Source organism: Dactylosporangium sp. NPDC048998 (assembly GCF_043197855.1).
GTDB lineage: Bacteria > Actinomycetota > Actinomycetes > Mycobacteriales > Micromonosporaceae > Dactylosporangium.
The window spans coordinates 18,414-35,129 of the sequence record NZ_JBICTV010000012.1 but is presented as its reverse complement, the minus strand read 5'-3'; the positions used below and the strand labels follow the sequence as shown (position 1 = coordinate 35,129).

Genomic DNA, 16,716 nt, shown 5'->3' with positions numbered 1-16,716 from the left:
AGCGGGCCGGCGGCCGTACCGGCGGCCGCCGATACCGCGAAGCTGCGCACGCGCTACCCGCTGCGGGCCGAACCTCCCCACGTCTTTTCCACAGCGTGCCCCCTGCGGCACGGCTCAAACGGGATTGGCGACGGCCGAACCCCGGCTATCGCAACGCCGATCGGAGCCGTGACGGCCCCGGCCGTCAGGCGACGCGGTGCAGCCGGCCGAACGTGCTCTGGTGGAACACCAGCGGCGGGACGCTGCGATCGGCGTCGAGGGCATGGACGCGGAGCAGGACGATGTCGTGGTCGCCGGCCGGGATCTCGCGTTCGATGCTGCAGTCGAGCCAGGCGCAGGCGCCGTCGAGCAGGATCTCGCCGCCCCGCGTCGCCCGCCACGTCACGCCGGAGAAGCGGTCGCCGCCGCGGGCGCTGAGCTGACGGCCCAGGTGCTCCTGGTGCGCGGCGAGCACGCTGACCCCCAGCCGCCCGGCGCGGCGCAGCGTCGGCCAGGTGGTCGACGTCCTGGCGATGCAGACCGAGACGAGCGGCGGGTCGAGCGACACCGAGGTGAACGAGCTGGCGGCGAGGCCGACGGGTGCGCCGTCGACCAACGCGGCCACGGCCGTGACGCCGCTGGGGAACGCGCCGAAGACCCGGCGCAGCTCGGCCGGGTGCAGCACCGCGCTCATGCTCATGTCGATGGCTGCCTTCCGTCGGGCCGAGGTCGGCGGCCCGGTCGCGGGCCGCCGACCGCACGGCCCAACCCTAGCACCTTCCCTATCGAATCAATAGGATTTAGTGCCGCCTTGCGGATCGAGGTGGTCCTCTCGCGGTGGCAGCGGGATCGGGCTGGCGTCGTAGCCCAGCGACACCAGGGCGGCGAACAGCCGCCCGGCAAGACGTCGAAGCGTGTCCATGTTATCACCCTGCGGCACGGCGGTGGAGCGGCACTTTCGGGCGGCTCCAGCGGTACTCCAGCGAAACTCTGCGGAAGGTCCACCCGTCGCGATCACGCTGAGCGACATCACCGCGTGAGAGACAGAGGACCTTCATATGCAGCTGCGCAGACCCATCGTCACCGTGCTCGCCCTGGTAACGCTGGCCGGGTGCGGCACCTCGGCGGCGTCCGGCGGCACCGAGGCCGCCGAGGGTGAGCCCCGCACCGGCGGCACGCTGAACTACGCGATCGACTCCGAGCCGAGCTGCCTCGACCCGCACGTCAGCATCGCCGACGCGACGGCGTTCATCACCCGTGGGGTGGTGGACTCGCTGGTGGCCCAGGACGCCGACGGCAGCTTCAAGCCGTGGCTGGCGAAGTCGTGGAAGATCTCCGACGACCTGCGGACCTACCGCTTCGACCTGCGCACCGACGTCACCTTCCACGACGGCACGAGGTTCGACGCCGCGGCCGTCAAGGCCAACTTCGACCGGATTGTGGCCAAGGAGACGAAGTCGCAGTACGCGGCCACGCTCATCGGGCCGTACACCGACACGACCGTCATCGACGACCACACCGTCGAGGTGCACCTCAGCCGCCCGTTCCAGCCGTTCCTGCAGGCGGCGTCGACGGCGTACCTCGGCATCCAGTCCCCGAAGGCGTTCACCGACTACGCGGGCGCGCTGTGCGAGCACGTCGTCGGGTCCGGCCCGTACATCTTCGAAAGCCACACCCGGCAGCAGAACGTGACGCTGCAGCGCGCCGCGGCCTACCCGTCGGCGCCGGCGACCGCCAAGCACACCGGCCCCGCGTACATCGACAAGATCGTCATTCGCTTCCTCGCCGAGAGCGCGACCCGGCTCGGCACGCTGACCAGCGGCGAGGTACAGGGCATCGGGGCTGTCCCGGTGCCGAACGTGGCCACCGTGCAGGCGAACCCGGGCCTGCAGCTGCTGCGCACGGACGCGCAGGGCGCCGTCTACACGCTCTACCCGAACACGTCGCGCGCGCCGTTCGACGACGAGAAGGTGCGGCAGGCGTTCCAGCGGGCGCTTGACCTCGACACGCTGGTGAAGAGCGTGTACTTCGGGCAGTACAAGCGGGCCTGGAGCGTCCTGTCGCCGAACACGAAGTACTACGAGCCGGCCACCGAGGGCCGGACGGTCTACGACCAGGCGGCGGCCAACCGGCTGCTCGACGGGGCCGGCTGGACGGCGCGCGACGCCGACGGCTACCGGGTCAAGGACGGCAAGCGGCTGCGGGTCGTCTGGCCGTACACCCAGCAGCAGGCGGCGGTGCAGCAGCGCGGCACGTTCGCGCAGGCGGTGCAGGCGGCCGAGAAGAACGTCGGTATCGAGGTCGTGCGGACCAGCGTGCAGACGGCGGAGCTGTTCGGCCTGGTGGCGAAGGCGGACTACGACGTGTTCGACGAGAGCTGGAGCCGGGCCGATCCGGACCTGCTGCGGATCTTCTTCCACTCCACCAGCAAGCCGCTCACCGGCCAGAACATCGCCTGGGTCAACGACCCGCAGGTGGACGACTGGGTCAGCGGCGCCACCACCACGCTCGACGAGACCCGGCGCAAGGACGCCTACGGCCACACCCAGCTGTGGGTGCAGGAGCACGCCGCCGCGTTCCCCGTGTACGTGCCGGCCTACCTGCTGGCGGCGTCGAAGAAGGTGCACGGGCTGCGGTCGGACCCGGCGTCGTTCCCGCTGTTCTACGACGCATGGCTCGCCGCGTGACCCTCGCGCGCTGGCTGGCGTGGCGCGTGGCCGGGGCGGCCGGTGTGCTGCTCGGCGCGGCCACGCTCACCTTCGTGGCCATGGAACTGATCCCGGGTGACCCGGCGCGCGCCCTGGTGGGCAGCGCGCCGGCGACCCCGCAGACGATGGCCGCGATCCACCACGAAATGGGGCTCGACCTGCCGCTGCCGGCCCGCTACCTGCACTACCTGGGCCGGCTCGCGGCCGGCGACCTGGGCCGCTCGTACCAGCTGCAGCAGCCGGTCGGCACGGTCATCGGCGAGCAGATGTGGCCGACGGTGCAACTGGCCCTCGCGGCGACCGCGCTGGCCTGCGTCCTCGCGGTCAGCGTGGCGACGCTGACCGCCGGGCGGTGGCGGTGGGCCCGCGGCCTCGCCCAGGCGGTCGAGCTCGTGGCCGTGTCGACGCCGAGCTTCTGGCTCGGCCTGCTGCTGCTGTCGGTGTTCAGCTTCCGGCTGCGGGCCCTGCCCGTCGGCGTGGACCAGGGCCCGGCGGCGCTGGTGCTGCCGGCGGTCACCCTCGCCGTGCCCGTCGCCGCCATCCTCACCCAGGTGCTCCGCGACGGCATGGAAGGGGCGCTGCGGCAGCCGTTCGTGCTGTCGGTACGGGCCAGAGGCGTCACCGAGCTGGGCGTGCGCGCCCGGCACGTGCTGCGCCACGGCCTCAGCCCGGCGGTCACCCTCTCCGGCTGGCTGGTGGGGCACCTGCTCGGCGGCGCGGTCCTGGTCGAGACGGTGTTCGCCCGGCCCGGGCTGGGGCGGGTCACCCTGTCGGCGATCAACACCCGGGACTTCCCGGTCGTGATCGCGATGGTGCTGTTCGTGGCGCTGGTCTTCGTCGTGGTCAGCACCACCGTCGACGGCCTCTACCGGGTCATCGACCCGCGGCTGCGGGAGCCGGCGTGACGACCCTGGAGACCCGCACGAGCCTGCGGGTGCCGCGGGCCGGCGTCGTGCTGGCCGGGCTGGTCCTCGTCGCGTTCGCCGTCGCCGTGGCGTTCCCCGGCCTGGTGGGCGGCGCCCGCCCGGACGTGGTCGACCCGCTGCTCACCCTGCGCCCGCCGGACGGCCGGCACTGGTTCGGCACCGACCAGCTGGGCCGGGACGTGTTCACCCGGGTCGTGTACGGCGCCCGCATCTCGCTCGCCATGGGGCTCGCCGCGACCGCGCTGGCGGTGCTGGTCGGTGCCGCGCTCGGGCTGCTGTCGGCGCTGTGCGGCCGGTTGGTCGACGAGGCGCTCATGCGGGCCGCCGACGTGCTCCTCGCGCTGCCCGGCATCCTGCTCGCGCTGCTGGTCGTCGCCGTGCTCGGCCCCGGACCGGTCAGCGAGCTGGTCGCGATCGCGTTCGCGGCCGTGCCGGGATACGCCCGGCTGGTCCGCGGCCAGGCCCTCTCGGTGCGCCGGTCCGACTACGTGACCAGTGCCGTCGCCGTCGGGGTGCGTCCGCTGACCCTGGTGCTGCGCCACGTGCTGCCCAACTCGCTGGGCCCGGTGCTGGTGCTGGCGACGCTCGGCACCGGCAGCGCCATCATCATCGGCTCGTCGCTGAGCTTCCTCGGCCTCGGCCCGCGCCAGCCGACCCCGGAGTGGGGCGCGATGCTCGCCGACGGCCGCGACTTTCTGTCCACCGCCTGGTGGGTGGGCGTGTTCCCGGGCCTCGCCATCACGGTCACCGTGGTGGCCGTGACCGTGATCGGCCGCCGCTGGCAACTGCGATTCGAGGGGCGGCGATGAGCCTGCTGCACGTCGAGGACCTGACCGTGTCCTTCCGCCGCGGACGGCGATCGGCGATCGACGCCGTCCGCGGGGTCTCCTTCACCCTCGATGCCGGCGAGTGCCTGGCCGTCGTGGGGGAGTCCGGGTCGGGTAAGAGCGTCACCGCCCGCACGCTCGTCGGGCTCACCGGGCCGGCCGCGCGGGTCGGCGCGGCGCGGCTGGAGTACGAGGGGCAGGATCTGCGGCGGCTGGGCCCGCGTGGCTGGCGGGCCGTGCGGGGCCAGGGCATCGGGCTGGTACTGCAGGACGCGCTGGTCGCCCTCGACCCGCTGCGGCCGGTCGGCGCCGAGATAGCCGAGGCCCTCGCCGCGCACCGGGTGCCGGGCGACCGGCGGACCCGGGTCGTCGAGCTGCTCGCCGAGGTCGGCGTGCCGGAGCCGCAGCAGCGGGCCCGGCAGTACCCGCACCAGCTCTCCGGCGGGCTGCGGCAGCGGGCCCTGATCGCCTCCGCCATCGCCGCCGGGCCGCGCCTGCTGGTCGCCGACGAGCCCACCACCGCCCTCGACGTGACGGTGCAGGCGCAGATCCTGGCGCTGCTCGCCGAGCGCAAGGCCGCCGGCGCCGCGCTGCTGCTGATCAGTCACGACCTGGCGGTGGTCGCCGGGCTGGCCGACCGGATCGCCGTGATGCGCGACGGTGTGTTCGTGGAGACGGGCCCGGCGGCGCGGGTGCTGGGCGAGCCGCAGCATGAGTACACCCGGCAGCTGCTCGCCGCGGTGCCCGGCGCGCGGCCGCGCGGTTCCCGGCTGTCCGGCTCCGGGCCGTTGCCGGTGCCGGTGCGCCCGGCCCAGCCGTCGGCACCCGTCGTCGAGGTGGCGGGCGTCGGCAAGGCATTCCGGGTCGCGGGCGGCGGCCGTCGCCAGGCCGTGCGCGACGCCTCGCTGACCCTCGCCGCGGGGGAGACCCTCGGCCTGGTCGGCGAGTCCGGCTCCGGCAAGAGCACGCTGGCCCGGATCGTGCTGGGGCTGCTCGCCCCCGACACCGGCCGCGTGCTGCTGGAGGGCCGGCCGTGGAGCGGCGTGCCGGAGCGGGAGCGCCGCCCCCGCCGCAGCCGGATCGGGGTCGTCTTCCAGGACCCGCTCAGCTCCTTCGACCCCCGGCACGTGGTGGGACGCATCGTCGCCGAGCCGCTGACTGTCCTGGGGCTGCCGCGGTCCGAGCGCCGGCGTCGGGTGGTGACGGTACTGGAACAGGTCGGCCTCGGCGCCGCGCTGCTTGACCGCCGCCCGGCCGAGCTGTCCGGCGGGCAGCGGCAGCGGGTGGCGATCGCCCGGGCACTCGCACCCCGGCCGGCGCTGCTGGTCTGCGACGAGCCGGTGTCCGCGCTCGACGTGTCGATCCAGGCGCAGGTGCTCGACCTGCTGGCCGACCTGCGCGCGGAGCTCGGCGTGGCGATCCTGTTCATCTCGCACGACCTCGGTGTCGTGCGGCACCTGTGCGACCGGGTGGCCGTCATGCACGACGGTGCGCTGGTGGAGCAGGGGACGGTCGAGGAGGTCTTCGCCACGCCGGCGCACGGGTACACCCGGCGGCTCCTCGACGCCGTCCCGCGGCTGACGACCGGGAGCCTGGACGGGAGCTTGGACGGGAGCCTGGACGGGCGTCTGGACCGCGCGCCGGCGGGCTGAGCGCCGGGCACCCCGGTCCACGGGTCAGACCCGGGAGGGTTCGCTGAGCACGCGCCGGATCCGGCCGAGGTCGAGGTCGATGGAGAACCGCGACGGCACGTGGACCGGGGGCGGGTCGAGCACGGGGTCGGAGGCGAGCACGGCCTGGTGCAGCCGGCGCAGTGCCGGCGACGGCTCCAGGCCGAGCTCCTCGGACAGCACCGTGCGCAGCCGGGTGAAGACCTCCAGCGCGTGCACCTGCCGGCCCGAACGGTACAGCGCCAGCATGAGGTGCGCGTGCAGGTTCTCGTGGACCGGGTGTCGCTCCACGAGCGCGCTCAGCTCGCCGATGAGCTCCTGGTGCCGGCCCAGGCGCAGGTCGACCTCGATCCGCCGCTCGATCGTGCTGAGCCGGCTCTCCTCGAGGCTGGCGATCCAGGTCCGCAGCACCGGCCCCGGCTGGATGTCGACCAGCGCGGGTCCCCGCCAGACCGCCAGGGCATCGCGGAGCGCGGCTGCGGCCACCGCGTCGTCGCCCGCGCCCAGCGCCTGCCGGCTGTCGCGGAGCCGGTCCTCGAACGCGTCGACGTCCAGCTCGCCGGGGCGCGTGACGAACAGGTAGCCCCGGTCCCGGGTGACCAGCCGCTCCACGCAACCGGTCCCGCCCCCCGGGTCGCCCGGCGGGCTGTCCTTGGGCGCGCCGCGCAGCATCCGCCGCAGCTGCATGATGTAGGTGTGCAGCGTGGACACCGCGCTGGCCGGAGGACGGTACTCCCACAGCTCCTCGATGCACTGGCTGACCGGGACCACCTGGTTGGCGTTGAGCAGCAGCAGCGCGAGCAGTTGCCGCTGCTTCGGTGCGGTCGGCACCTTGATGGCCTGGTCGGCGCACATCAACAGCGGACCGAGCACTCCAACTTTCATGCCTCTCCTATCGGAGAAATAGGATTTTGCCCCTACGAATCCCTATGCGTCTTTGCGGGATTCATTGAACGCTATCTCAGTGTTATTCGGGGGTCAAGCGTTGTGACGTTTACGATCGCGTCGCCGGAGAACGGTATGCGCGGATGAACAGATCGGCCGCATCCATGCAGATATCGTCGATCTCGTCGGGAGAAATGGACACCGTGCCGTATTTCGAGCGTTGCTGGCCCTCATACGTCAGCAGCGACACGAAGTGTGCGGCGGCCCGGGCCGGTCGCTCGGCGACCAGCTCGCCCCGGGCGGCGAGCAGCGCGATCCGCTGGGTCAGAAACCCCAGCAGTTTCGGCGCCGAACCGGCCTCGCCGTCGCCGCACGAGCGGTGCAGCGCCGGGTGGTAGGCCACCTCGGCGATGATGAGCCGGCGCAGCGCCGACACCTGCGGGTCGAGGGCCGTGCTCAGGAACTGCCGGCCCAGCACAAGCAGGTCGTGCTGGAGCGCCGCGGGGTCGGTCAGCAGGGACTCGTCGAAATCGGTGGCCCGGTCCGCGCCGCTGCGCGCCTCGTCGACCACGGCGATGAAGAGCCGTTCCTTGTCGCCGAAGTGGTTGTAGATGGTCTGCTTGGAGACCCCGGCCTCCGCCGCGATGGTGTCGAGGTTGGCCCGCTCGTAGCCGGACGTGATGAAGACGTGGGTCGCGGCCCGCATGATGGCGGTGCGCTTGCCCGGCAGGCCGCGGGGCGCCTCGACGGGTGTCGCCGCTGTGGTCATGTGCACCCCCATCCGCCGGTCATACTAGACCGTACAGTCTAGATCGGGTCCAGTCCAGGGCTTGTCCAGGGCTTGTCCGGGGCTTGTCCGGGGCTTCGGACAGCGGTCACCGGCGGCTCACCAGTCGAGGCCGCCGTGCACCTCCACGACGGCGCCGTTGACGTAGCCCGCGTCGGGGCCGGCCAGGAACACCGCGACGGCCGCCACCTCCGCGCCGGTGCCGGGCCGGCCGGAGGCCAGCCGGGGCCCGTAGCGCGCCCAGACCGCCGCGTTGCCGATCAGCTGCTCGCCCATGCCCTCCGCGATGATCCCGGGCGCCAGGCAGTTCACCGCGATGCCGCGCGGCGCCAGCTCGACGGCTGCCGTCCGGGTGAACGCCTCGATCGCCGCCTTGGACGCGCTGTACGCCGCCGCCCCCGGCGTGACCCGCGTCGCCAGGGCCGACGAGACGGTGAGAATCCGCCCGCCGCCGGCGCGCTCCAGCGCCGGCACCGCCGCCTGCACCGTGTGGAAGGTGCCGGCCAGGTTCGTCGCCAACACCTCGGCGAACGCCTCCGGCGCCAGGGTGGCCACCGGGCCCGGCCGGCTCGCCCCGGCGTTGGCCACGGCCACGTCGACCCGGCCGTAGCGCCGCTCGATTCGGTCGAACAGCTCGCGCACCGACTCCGCGTCGGTCACGTCGACCTGCTCGTCGCCGTCCCCGGCGCCGCGGGCGGCCACCACGACCGTCGCGCCCTCCGCCTCGTACGCCTCGGCGATGCGGCGGCCGAGGCCGCGCGTCCCGCCCGTGATGACCGCCACGCGGTCCCGCAGTCGCAATCCCGTCACGGTGCCAGCCTCACCACGGCGCGTCGAACCGTGGTGGAAGACCCCTGGAGCGGGGCTCCAGGCGCCGCCCAGGTTGGGCTCCATCGACGCTTGCCACGGTTCTGGACATGGCAGAAGCGAGGCAAGACCGGCGCCGGGTCGCCATCACCGGCATCGGGGTGATCGCCCCCGGCGGTACCGGCACCAAGGCGTTCTGGGAGCTGCTCACCAGCGGACGGACCGCCACCCGGACCATCACCGCATTCGACGCCGGAGCGTTTCGCTCCCGGGTCGCCGCGGAGGTCGACTTCGACCCGGGCGCGGCCGGGCTGACCCAGCAGGAGGCCCGGCGGATGGACCGGGCCGCCCAGTTCGCCGTCGTCGCCGCCCGGGAAGCGCTCGCCGACAGCGGGCTGGACTTCGCCAACCGTGACCCGGCCCGCACCGCGACCGTCATCGGCAGCGCGGTCGGCGCCACCACCTCGCTGGAGCGCGAATACGCGGTGGTGTCCGACGCCGGCCGGCACTGGCACGTCGACCATCGCTACGCGGTGCCGCACCTGTACGACTACCTCGTGCCGAGCTCGCTCGCCGCCGAGGTCGCCTGGGCGGCCGGCGCTGAGGGCCCGGCCGCGGTCGTCTCCACCGGCTGCACCTCCGGGCTCGACGCCATCGGCCACGCCGTCGACCTGATCCGCGAGGGCTCCGCCGACGTGGCGGTCGCCGGCGCCACCGACGCGCCGATCTCCCCGATCACCGTGGCCTGCTTCGACGCCATCAAGGCCACCACCGCCCGCAACGACGACCCGGCCCATGCCTCCCGGCCGTTCGACCGCAGCCGCGACGGGTTCGTGCTCGGCGAGGGGGCCGCCGTGCTCGTCCTGGAGGAGCTCAGCGGGGCCCGGCGGCGCGGCGCCAAGGTGTACGCCGAGATCGCCGGGTTCGCCGGCCGGGCCAACGCCTTCCACATGACCGGCCTGCGCCCCGACGGCGTCGAGATGGCCGACGCGATCCGGGTGGCGTTGCGCGAGGCCCGGCTGGACCCGACCGCCGTGTCGTACCTCAACGCGCACGGCTCCGGCACCAAGCAGAACGACCGGCACGAGACCGCGGCGGCGAAGCTGAGCCTCGGCACGCACGCGTACGCGATCCCGGTCAGCTCCATCAAGTCGATGATCGGGCACTCGCTCGGCGCGATCGGCTCCATCGAGATCACCGCGTGCGCCCTGGCCATCGAGCACGGGGTGGTACCGCCGACGGCGAACCTGCACGAGCCCGACCCCGAGTGCGACCTGGACTACGTGCCGCTGGAGGCGCGCGAGCACCGTACCGACGTCGTGCTGTCGGTCGGCAGCGGCTTCGGCGGCTTCCAGAGCGCGATGGTGCTGGTGAAGGCGTGACCGTCGTCATCACCGGCATCGGGGTGGTGGCCCCGAACGGCCTCGGCACCGAGGCGTACTGGCGCTCCACATTGGACGGCCGCTCCGGCATCGGCCGGATCACCCGCTTCGACCCGGGGTCGTACCCGGCCCGGCTGGCCGGCGAGGTGCCCGGCTTCGAGCCGCGGCGGCACCTGCCCGGGCGGCTGCTGCCGCCGACCGACCACATGACCCGGCTCGCCCTGGTCGCGGCCGAGCAGGCCCTGGCCGACGCCCGGCTGGACCCCGCCGGGCTCCCCGAGTACGCCGCCGGGGTGGTCACCGCCAGCGCGTCGGGCGGCTTCGAGTTCGGCCAGCGCGAGCTGGAGAAGTTGTGGAGCAAGGGCGGCGACCACGTCAGCGCGTACCAGTCGTTCGCGTGGTTCTACGCGGTCAACACCGGCCAGATCTCCATCCGGCACGGGCTGAAAGGCCCCAGCGGCGTCCTCGTCACCGAGCAGGCCGGCGGCCTCGACGCCCTCGCCCAGGCACGCCGGCACGTGCGCAAGGGCGTCGCCGTCGTCGTCACCGGCGGCGTCGACAGCGCGCTGTGCCCGTGGGGCTGGGTCGCCCAGCTCGCCAACGGGCGGGTCAGCGCCGGCGACGACCCCGGCACGGCGTACCGCCCGTTTCACCGCGACGCCGCCGGCTACGTGCCCGGCGAGGGCGGCGCCATCCTCATCGTCGAGGACGCGCACGCCGCCGGTGCCCGCGGCGCGACGCCGGTGGCGGTCGTCGCCGGGTACGCCGCGACGTTCGATCCGCCCGCCGGCAGCGGGCGGCCCGGCACCCTGCGCCGCGCCGTCGAACAGGCCCTGGCCGACGCGCGGGTCGCACCGGCCGACGTCGACGTCGTGTTCGCCGACGCCGCCGGGGTCGCCGACCTCGACCGGGCCGAGGCCGGCGCGCTCGTCGCGGTGTTCGGGGCACACGGCGTACCCGTGACCGCGCCCAAGACCATGACCGGCCGGCTCGCCTCCGGCGGCGCCGCGCTCGACCTCGCCACCGCCGCGCTCGCGCTGCGCGACGGGATCGTGCCGCCGACCGTCAACGTCGACCCGGTCGGCTACGACCTCGACCTCGTCACCACCGCCCGCCCCGCCCGGCTGCGCACCGCCCTGGTGCTCGCCCGGGGGTTCGGTGGGTTCAACGCGGCGGTGGTTCTCACCTCACCCACAGCGGAAGGAGCACGAGCATGAGCTACACCGCGCTGAACCTCGACGAGCTGCGCCGGATCCTGCGCGAGGTCGCAGGCGAGGACGACACCACCGGCCTGGACGCGGAGATCGCCGACGTACCGTTCAGTGAGCTCGGCTACGACTCCCTCGCCCTGCTCGAGCTGGCCGGCCGGGTGGAGCGCGACTATCGGGTCCGGCTCGCCGACGACACGGTGGTCGAGGCGCGCACCCCCGGCGACTTCGTGGAGCTGGTCAACCTCGCCCTGGCCGGTGAGCGATGAGCTTCGCCCTGTGCGCCGGCTGCCGGATCCCGCTGTACGCCCCGCGGCTCGCCCGCAACCTCGGCGTCTGCCCCGAGTGCGGGCACCACCACCGGCTCGGCGCACCCGAGCGGATCGCGCAGCTGCTCGACCCGCACAGCGTGCGGCCCCTGCCGGCGCCCGCGGCCGAGCCGGCCCAGGACACCGATCCCGGGTACGCCGGCAAGCTGGCCCGCGCCCGCGCGGCGACCGGCCTGTCCGAGGCCGTGGTCTGCGTGCGCGGCACGATCGAGGGCCTCCCGGTGATCGCCGCCGTCATGGACTTCCGGTTCCTGGGCGGCAGCCTGAGCGCCGCGGTCGGCGAGCTGGTCACCCGGGCCGCCGAGACCGCCCTGGCCGAGCGCACCCCGCTGCTGCTGGTGCCCGCCTCCGGCGGCGCCCGGATGCAGGAGGGCACCGTCGCGCTCATGCAGATGGCCAAGACCAGCCAGGCCCTCGCCCAGCTCGACGAGGCCGGCATCCTGACCGTCGCGGTCATCACCGACCCGACCTACGGCGGGGTCGCCGCTTCGTACGCCTCGCTGTGCGACGTCACCGTCGCCGAGCCCGGCGCCCGGCTCGGCTTCGCTGGCCCGCGGGTCATCGCGCAGACCATCGGCCGGGCGCTGCCGCCGTCGTTCCAGACCGCCGAGTACCTGCTCGAGCACGGCCTGATCGACGCGATCCGGCCGCGGCCGGCGCTGCGCGGCACGCTGGCCCGGCTGCTCACCGTCGGCACGCGCCGCGAGGGGCCGCCGCAGCCGTCCGGGCCGGGCGACGCGGTGCTGCGCGACCCGGCCGGGCTGCCCGAGCGCGACGCGTGGGAGACCGTCCGGCAGGCCCGCAACGTCGACCGCCCGACCACCGTGGACTATCTCGGCCGCATCTTCACCGACGTCGAACGGCTGCACGGCGACCGGATCGGCGGCGACTGCCCCGCGATCGTGGGCGCCCTGGCCCGCCTCGACGGCATCCCCGTCCTCGTCCTCGGCCACCAGAAGGGCCACACCGCGCGGGAGCTGGCCGCCAGCCGCTACGGCATGCCGACCCCGGCCGGGTACCGCAAGGCGGCCCGGCTCATGCGGCTGGCCGCGAAGCTGGGCCTGCCCGTCGTGACGCTGGTCGACACCCCCGGCGCGTACCCCGGACCGGAGGCCGAGGAGCAGGGTCAGGCCATCGCCATCGCGGAGAACCTGCGGCTGATGGCCGGCCTGCCGGTGCCGGTCGTGGCGGTCGTCACCGGCGAGGGCGGCAGCGGCGGAGCCCTCGCGCTGGCCCTCGCCAACCGGGTGCTCGTGCTGTCCGGCGCGGTGTACTCCGTGATCAGCCCCGAGGGGTGCGCCGCCATCCTGCACGGCGACCCCGTGATGGCGCCGCAGGCCGCCCGGTCGCTGCGGCTGACGGCGCCCGACCTGTTGCGCCTCGGCATCGTCGACGGCGTGGTGCCGGAGCCGCCCGGCGGCGCGCACACCGACACGGCCGAGGCGGCGCGGCTGCTGCGCGCCGCGCTGGTCCAGGAGCTGCGGGCGCTGCTGCCGCTGAACCCGCCGCGGCTCATCGTCGGCCGGCACGCGCGGTTCCGCCGCTTCGGCGCCCCAGTACCCCAGGTGGCGGCGTGACCTCGGATGTGTTGGACGCCGTCCGGGAGACGGCGCTGCGGCTGGCCGCCGCCGGGCAGGCCGTGCCGGAACTGGTCCGGGTCCGTTCGGGCGATGTGTGGGTGGAGCTGCGCTTCCCCGCCGCACAGAACACCACAGCAGTGGGTGCAGACGCGTCATCGTCAAGTCGGCGGCGGGCGGCGGCGGTCGCGGCATGCGGGTGGTCGACCGAGCCGCCGACCTCGCCGAGGCCTATGCCCGCACGCGGGCCGAGGCGCAGGCCTTGTTCAACGACGACCGGGTGTACGTCGAGCGGTACCTGCCGCGCGGCCGGCACGTCGAGATCCAGGTGCTGGCCGACGGGCGCGGCGGCGCGGTACACCTCGGGGAGCGCGACTGCTCGGTGCAGCGGCGCCACCAGAAGCTGATCGAAGAGACCCCGGCGCCGGGGCTCGACCGCGACCTCGTCCGGCGGATGGGCGAGGCCAGCGTGCGGGGCGCGCTGGCCGCCGGTTACGTCGGTGCCGGCACCTTCGAGTACCTCGTCGACGACGCCGGCGGCTTCTCCTTCCTCGAGGTCAACTGCCGCATCCAAGTCGAACACCCGGTCACCGAGCTGGTCACCGGGCTCGACCTGGTCGCCGAGCAGCTGCGGATCGCCGCGGGCGCGCCGCTGGGCTTCACCCAGGCCGACGTCGTGCCCCGCGGCGCGGCGATCGAGTGCCGTGTCAACGCCGAGGACCCGCGGCGCGGGTTCGCCCCGGCGCCGGGCCGGCTCGACGAGTTCGCCACGCCCGGCGGCCCGTTCGTGCGGGTCGACACTCACGCGTACCCCGGCTACCGGATCCCGGCGGCCTACGACTCGCTGCTGGCGAAGCTCGTCGTGTGGGCGCCCGACCGGGACGCCGCGATCGCCCGGATGCGCCGCGCCCTTGCCGACCTGCGCGTCAGTGGCGCCGGGGTGCGCACCACCGCCGAGTTCCTGCACGGCGTCCTGGCCGACCCGGCGTTCCGGGCCGGCACCCACGACACCGGGCTCGTCGCCCGGCTTCAGGCGACCCCGCCACCGAAGGAGGAAGCATGACCGCACCACACCGGCACGCGCTCGTCACCGGCGCCACCAGCGGGATCGGCCTCGCCGTCGCCGGAGCGTTCGGCGCCGCCGGGATCAGCGTATACCTGTGCGCCCGCGATCGGGACGCCGTCGCGCTGACCGTCAAGCGGCTGCGCGACGACGGCCTCGACGTCGACGGGCAGGCGGCCGACGTCCGCGACGACGGCCAGATCCGCACCCTCGTCGCCGGCGCCGTGCAGCGGTACGGCCCGATCGACGTCCTGGTCAACAACGCGGGCCGCAGCGGCGGCGGGGTCACCGCGCAGATCGCCGACGAGCTGTGGGACGACGTGATCGCCACCAACCTCACCGCCGTCTTCCGGCTGACCCGGGAGGTGCTCAACGCCGGCGGGCTCGCCGGCCGGGCCGGCGGGCGGATCATCAACATCGCCTCCACCGGCGGCAAGCAGGGCGTGGTGCTGGGCGCGCCGTACTCCGCCTCGAAGCACGGCGTCGTCGGGTTCACCAAGGCCCTCGGCCTGGAGCTGGCGAAGACCGGTGTCACGGTCAACGCCGTCTGCCCCGGTTACGTGGAGACGCCGATGGCGCAGCGCGTGCGGGCCGGCTACGCCGCGGCCTGGGACACGACCGAGGACGACGTGCTCGACCGGTTCCAGGCCAAGATCCCGCTCGGGCGGTACTCGACCCCGCAGGAGGTCGCCGCGCTGGTCGGCTACCTCGTCACGCCCGCCGCCGCCCCGATCACCGCGCAGGCGATCAACGTCTGCGGCGGACTCGGCAACTACTGAGGAGCCTTGATGTCAGAACAGCACCTCGTGCACGACATCGCGGTCGCCGCGCCGCCCGGCACGGTGTACGCGCTGCTCGCCGACGCCACCGGCTGGCCGGCCCTGTTCCCGCCGACCGTGCACGCCGAGGTCGCCGAGCGCACCGGCGACAGCGAGCGGCTGCGGCTGTGGGCGACCGCCAACGGCGCGGTGAAGGCGTGGACATCCCGGCGTACCTTCGACGCCGCCGCCCGCCGGATCACCTTCCGGCAGGAGGTCTCCGCGCCGCCGGTCGCCTCGATGGGCGGCACCTGGATCGTCGACGACGGGCCGGACGGCGGCAGCCATGTCACCCTCACGCACGACTACCGCGCGGTCGAGGACGACCCGCAGGCCCTCGACTGGATCTCCGCGGCCGTCGACCGCAACAGCACCGCCGAGCTGGCCGCCCTCAAGGCCGGCGCCGAGCAGGGCGACCGGGCGTACACGTTCGAGGACTCCGTCGAGTGGCGCGGCACCGCCGCCGACGCGTACGCGTTCATCTGGGAGGCCGACCGGTGGACCGACCGGCTGCCCCACGTACGCGGCGTCGACCTGCGCGCCGAGGGAGACGACGTCCAGGTGCTGCGGCTGGAGACGCTCGCCACGGACGGCTCGAGTCACACCACCGAGTCGGTGCGGGTCGGCCGGCCGGGGCAGGGCCGGATCGTCTACAAGCAACTGCTGCTGCCCACGCTGGTCTCCGTCCATCTCGGACAGTGGACGTTCGAGGAGGCGGGCGGCCGGGTGCGCGCCACTTCCCGGCACACCGTCGTGCTGAAGCCGGGCGCGCCGGAGGACCGGCGGGCCTTCGTCCGCGAGGCCCTGGGCGCCAACAGCCTGGCCACGCTGCGCCACGCCGCGGGAGTCTCGGCATGACGTACGCGCGGGTCCAGCAGTTCTACGCGGCGCAGATGCGGCTGCTCGACGATGGCAAGGCGGAGGAGTGGGCGGCGACGTTCACCGAGGACGGCGAGTTCGGCCAGGACCGCCGCCCCGCACCGCGGCGGGGCCGGCTCGACATCGGCGCCGGGCTGCGCCGGGCCGCCGACGCGCTTGCCGAGCGGGGCGCCGTGCGCCGGCACTGGCTCGGCATGCTCACCGTCGACGAGCGCCCGGACGGCACCCTGCACACCCGGTACTACGCGCTGGTCATCGAGACGCCGCGCGGCGGCGTGGCGGCGCTGCACCTGAGCACCGCGGTCGACGACGTGCTCGTACGGCACGGCGACAGCTACCTGGTGCGGTCCCGGTACGTCGTGCACGACGGCCACACGGCGTGACCCTCGAGGAGTTCTACGTCCGGCAGCTGCGGCTGCTCGACGACGGCGCCGTCGAGGAGTGGGCGGACACGTTCACCGCCGGCGCCGTCTTCACCCAGCACGCGCCGGCGGGCCGCACCTTCGCGGGCGGCGCGCCGGCCGTGCGGTCGGGGCGCGTGGCGATCGCGGCGGCACTGCGCGCGGCGGTCGCGAAACGGGCCGGCTCCCGGGTCACCCGCCGGTACTGGCTGGGCATGCTGCGCGCGGACGGTGCGGGCCGGACCCGCTGGCTGGCGTTCAACATCGAGACGCCGGTCGGCGGGCGGCCGGTGCTGCACAACAGCACCGGCGGCGAGGATCTGCTGGTGCCGGCCGGCGACTCGTGGCGGGTCCACCGCCGTACGGTCGTCCACGACGCGGCAGCGCCGCCGACGGCCGGATAGGTGGCGGGTCCCCGCCACCTAGAGGACCCCGCGAAGGCCCGGACGGACCCCGGTCCGTCCGGGCCC

Annotated in this window: 17 protein-coding genes and 1 pseudogene; 13 read left to right on the top strand and 5 right to left on the bottom strand. The window is 74.3% G+C overall.

What is annotated here, in order from left to right; all coding sequences use genetic code 11:
* Positions 1 to 184: 184 nt before the first annotated feature.
* Both ACGFI8_RS25970 and ACGFI8_RS25965 read right to left on the bottom strand, forming a co-directional pair.
* Entirely contained in the window at positions 185 to 679 is a 495-nt protein-coding gene (locus ACGFI8_RS25970) for a flavin reductase family protein (protein ID WP_392808721.1), read from the bottom strand.
* A gap of 90 nt (positions 680 to 769) precedes the next feature.
* Positions 770 to 901: a hypothetical protein gene (locus ACGFI8_RS25965; RefSeq protein ID WP_392808719.1), complete on the bottom strand. Its 132-nt coding sequence runs from the start codon at positions 899 to 901 to the stop codon at positions 770 to 772.
* A gap of 136 nt (positions 902 to 1,037) precedes the next feature.
* On the opposite strand from ACGFI8_RS25965, the gene ACGFI8_RS25960 reads away from it, so the two are divergent.
* Genes ACGFI8_RS25960 through ACGFI8_RS25945 form a run of 4 tightly spaced genes read left to right on the top strand, consistent with a single transcriptional unit; the run spans position 1,038 to position 6,092 of the window.
* A complete protein-coding gene (locus ACGFI8_RS25960) occupies positions 1,038 to 2,666 on the top strand; it encodes an ABC transporter substrate-binding protein (RefSeq protein ID WP_392808717.1) in 1,629 nt (542 codons plus the stop codon).
* Positions 2,651 to 3,592, top strand: coding sequence for an ABC transporter permease (locus ACGFI8_RS25955; protein ID WP_392808716.1), 942 nt, complete (start codon positions 2,651 to 2,653; stop codon positions 3,590 to 3,592). Before ACGFI8_RS25960 ends, ACGFI8_RS25955 begins: the two co-directional genes overlap by 16 nt.
* Positions 3,589 to 4,422 (top strand): ABC transporter permease, encoded by an 834-nt coding sequence (locus tag ACGFI8_RS25950; protein WP_392808715.1) that lies wholly within the window; start codon positions 3,589 to 3,591, stop codon positions 4,420 to 4,422. Before ACGFI8_RS25955 ends, ACGFI8_RS25950 begins: the two co-directional genes overlap by 4 nt.
* Positions 4,419 to 6,092: a dipeptide ABC transporter ATP-binding protein gene (locus ACGFI8_RS25945; RefSeq protein ID WP_392808713.1), complete on the top strand. Its 1,674-nt coding sequence runs from the start codon at positions 4,419 to 4,421 to the stop codon at positions 6,090 to 6,092. Before ACGFI8_RS25950 ends, ACGFI8_RS25945 begins: the two co-directional genes overlap by 4 nt.
* Before the next feature lie 24 nt (positions 6,093 to 6,116).
* Here ACGFI8_RS25945 and ACGFI8_RS25940 read toward each other — a convergent pair whose 3' ends face one another.
* From ACGFI8_RS25940 to ACGFI8_RS25930, 3 genes are all read right to left on the bottom strand, one after another.
* Positions 6,117 to 6,995 carry a BTAD domain-containing putative transcriptional regulator gene (locus ACGFI8_RS25940; RefSeq protein ID WP_392808711.1) on the bottom strand — a complete coding sequence of 293 codons (879 nt, stop codon included), beginning with the start codon at positions 6,993 to 6,995 and terminating at the stop codon, positions 6,117 to 6,119.
* Positions 6,996 to 7,104: 109 nt separating this feature from the next.
* A complete protein-coding gene (locus tag ACGFI8_RS25935) occupies positions 7,105 to 7,764 on the bottom strand; it encodes a TetR/AcrR family transcriptional regulator (RefSeq protein ID WP_392808709.1) in 660 nt (219 codons plus the stop codon).
* Between the two features lie 117 nt (positions 7,765 to 7,881).
* Positions 7,882 to 8,592: an SDR family NAD(P)-dependent oxidoreductase gene (locus ACGFI8_RS25930; protein ID WP_392808708.1), complete on the bottom strand. Its 711-nt coding sequence runs from the start codon at positions 8,590 to 8,592 to the stop codon at positions 7,882 to 7,884.
* 107 nt (positions 8,593 to 8,699) lie between these two features.
* Here ACGFI8_RS25930 and ACGFI8_RS25925 point away from each other — a divergent pair, with 107 nt between their 5' ends.
* From ACGFI8_RS25925 to ACGFI8_RS25885, 9 genes and pseudogenes are all read left to right on the top strand, one after another.
* A complete protein-coding gene (locus ACGFI8_RS25925; protein ID WP_392808706.1) occupies positions 8,700 to 9,971 on the top strand; it encodes a beta-ketoacyl-[acyl-carrier-protein] synthase family protein in 1,272 nt (423 codons plus the stop codon).
* A complete protein-coding gene (locus ACGFI8_RS25920; RefSeq protein WP_392808704.1) occupies positions 9,968 to 11,188 on the top strand; it encodes a ketosynthase chain-length factor in 1,221 nt (406 codons plus the stop codon). The genes ACGFI8_RS25925 and ACGFI8_RS25920 overlap by 4 nt, the downstream gene beginning before the upstream one ends.
* Positions 11,185 to 11,448: an acyl carrier protein gene (locus tag ACGFI8_RS25915; protein WP_392808703.1), complete on the top strand. Its 264-nt coding sequence runs from the start codon at positions 11,185 to 11,187 to the stop codon at positions 11,446 to 11,448. The genes ACGFI8_RS25920 and ACGFI8_RS25915 overlap by 4 nt, the downstream gene beginning before the upstream one ends.
* Positions 11,445 to 13,085 (top strand): carboxyltransferase subunit alpha, encoded by a 1,641-nt coding sequence (accA, locus tag ACGFI8_RS25910; RefSeq protein WP_392808702.1) that lies wholly within the window; start codon positions 11,445 to 11,447, stop codon positions 13,083 to 13,085. The genes ACGFI8_RS25915 and accA overlap by 4 nt, the downstream gene beginning before the upstream one ends.
* A gap of 154 nt (positions 13,086 to 13,239) precedes the next feature.
* Positions 13,240 to 14,130: pseudogene (locus ACGFI8_RS25905) on the top strand (acetyl-CoA carboxylase biotin carboxylase subunit); the annotation flags it as partial.
* A 14-nt stretch (positions 14,131 to 14,144) separates the two neighbouring features.
* Positions 14,145 to 14,927 carry an SDR family NAD(P)-dependent oxidoreductase gene (locus ACGFI8_RS25900; RefSeq protein WP_392808700.1) on the top strand — a complete coding sequence of 261 codons (783 nt, stop codon included), beginning with the start codon at positions 14,145 to 14,147 and terminating at the stop codon, positions 14,925 to 14,927.
* A gap of 9 nt (positions 14,928 to 14,936) precedes the next feature.
* Positions 14,937 to 15,824 (top strand): aromatase/cyclase, encoded by an 888-nt coding sequence (locus tag ACGFI8_RS25895; protein WP_392808698.1) that lies wholly within the window; start codon positions 14,937 to 14,939, stop codon positions 15,822 to 15,824.
* Positions 15,821 to 16,228 carry a nuclear transport factor 2 family protein gene (locus tag ACGFI8_RS25890; protein ID WP_392808697.1) on the top strand — a complete coding sequence of 136 codons (408 nt, stop codon included), beginning with the start codon at positions 15,821 to 15,823 and terminating at the stop codon, positions 16,226 to 16,228. The genes ACGFI8_RS25895 and ACGFI8_RS25890 overlap by 4 nt, the downstream gene beginning before the upstream one ends.
* On the top strand, positions 16,225 to 16,650 hold the full coding sequence (locus tag ACGFI8_RS25885; protein ID WP_392808695.1) for a nuclear transport factor 2 family protein: 426 nt from the start codon (positions 16,225 to 16,227) through the stop codon (positions 16,648 to 16,650). Before ACGFI8_RS25890 ends, ACGFI8_RS25885 begins: the two co-directional genes overlap by 4 nt.
* Positions 16,651 to 16,716: the final 66 nt, after the last annotated feature.

Bases quoted from the DNA above. Each gene is read 5' to 3' on its own strand.
- ACGFI8_RS25945 (WP_392808713.1), top strand. From the start codon at position 4,419: ATGAGCCTGCTGCACGTCGAGGACCTGACCGTGTCCTTCCGCCGCGGA.
- ACGFI8_RS25965 (WP_392808719.1), bottom strand. From the start codon at position 901: ATGGACACGCTTCGACGTCTTGCCGGGCGGCTGTTCGCCGCCCTGGTG.
- accA (WP_392808702.1), top strand. From the start codon at position 11,445: ATGAGCTTCGCCCTGTGCGCCGGCTGCCGGATCCCGCTGTACGCCCCG.
- ACGFI8_RS25935 (WP_392808709.1), bottom strand. From the start codon at position 7,764: ATGACCACAGCGGCGACACCCGTCGAGGCGCCCCGCGGCCTGCCGGGC.
- ACGFI8_RS25895 (WP_392808698.1), top strand. From the start codon at position 14,937: ATGTCAGAACAGCACCTCGTGCACGACATCGCGGTCGCCGCGCCGCCC.
- ACGFI8_RS25940 (WP_392808711.1), bottom strand. From the start codon at position 6,995: ATGAAAGTTGGAGTGCTCGGTCCGCTGTTGATGTGCGCCGACCAGGCC.
- ACGFI8_RS25960 (WP_392808717.1), top strand. From the start codon at position 1,038: ATGCAGCTGCGCAGACCCATCGTCACCGTGCTCGCCCTGGTAACGCTG.
- ACGFI8_RS25900 (WP_392808700.1), top strand. From the start codon at position 14,145: ATGACCGCACCACACCGGCACGCGCTCGTCACCGGCGCCACCAGCGGG.
- ACGFI8_RS25925 (WP_392808706.1), top strand. From the start codon at position 8,700: ATGGCAGAAGCGAGGCAAGACCGGCGCCGGGTCGCCATCACCGGCATC.
- ACGFI8_RS25890 (WP_392808697.1), top strand. From the start codon at position 15,821: ATGACGTACGCGCGGGTCCAGCAGTTCTACGCGGCGCAGATGCGGCTG.
- ACGFI8_RS25955 (WP_392808716.1), top strand. From the start codon at position 2,651: ATGGCTCGCCGCGTGACCCTCGCGCGCTGGCTGGCGTGGCGCGTGGCC.
- ACGFI8_RS25970 (WP_392808721.1), bottom strand. From the start codon at position 679: ATGAGCATGAGCGCGGTGCTGCACCCGGCCGAGCTGCGCCGGGTCTTC.
- ACGFI8_RS25915 (WP_392808703.1), top strand. From the start codon at position 11,185: ATGAGCTACACCGCGCTGAACCTCGACGAGCTGCGCCGGATCCTGCGC.